The sequence below is a fragment of the Micrococcus sp. HG099 genome, assembly GCF_024723355.1.
GTDB classification, from domain to species: Bacteria; Actinomycetota; Actinomycetes; order Actinomycetales; family Micrococcaceae; genus Micrococcus; species Micrococcus endophyticus.
Map to the genome: position 1 here is coordinate 1 of NZ_JANQCJ010000306.1, position 443 is coordinate 443.

At 51.9% G+C, this 443-nt stretch carries 1 protein-coding gene; it reads right to left on the bottom strand.

Going from position 1 to position 443, the window contains the following annotated elements; all coding sequences use genetic code 11:
• A partial coding sequence (locus NWP10_RS12355) for a PTS transporter subunit EIIC (RefSeq protein ID WP_258301098.1) occupies positions 1-443 on the bottom strand: 443 nt, incomplete at both ends.

Genomic DNA, 443 nt, shown 5'->3' on the forward strand with positions numbered 1-443 from the left:
GACTTGGGCCAGCCACCAGACCACCGCCTAACAGGTTAAACACCCACGTCCCGCTCATGCCGCCAGCAATCATCGCAATCAGCGTCAGCGGTTTCATCAGTACGTAAGGGAAATAGAGCTCATGAATGCCGCCCAGGAAGTGAATGATCATCGCGCCGGGGGCTGACTTCTTCGCCATTCCTTTGCCGAAAAAAGCAAAAGCCAGCAGCAGACCTAAACCCGGCCCGGGGTTGGAGGCCACCATAAAGAAGATGGATTTACCCGTCTCGGAAGCCTGCTGCATCCCCAGCGGATAATAAACACCCTGATCGATAGCGTTATTTAAAAACAGGATTTTTGCCGGTTCGTTAATCAACGACAACAGCGGCAGGTAGCCCGCATGTACCAGTGATTCAATGCATTCTTTAATAAAGTTATTGGCAATCGACACCGCAGGACCGATC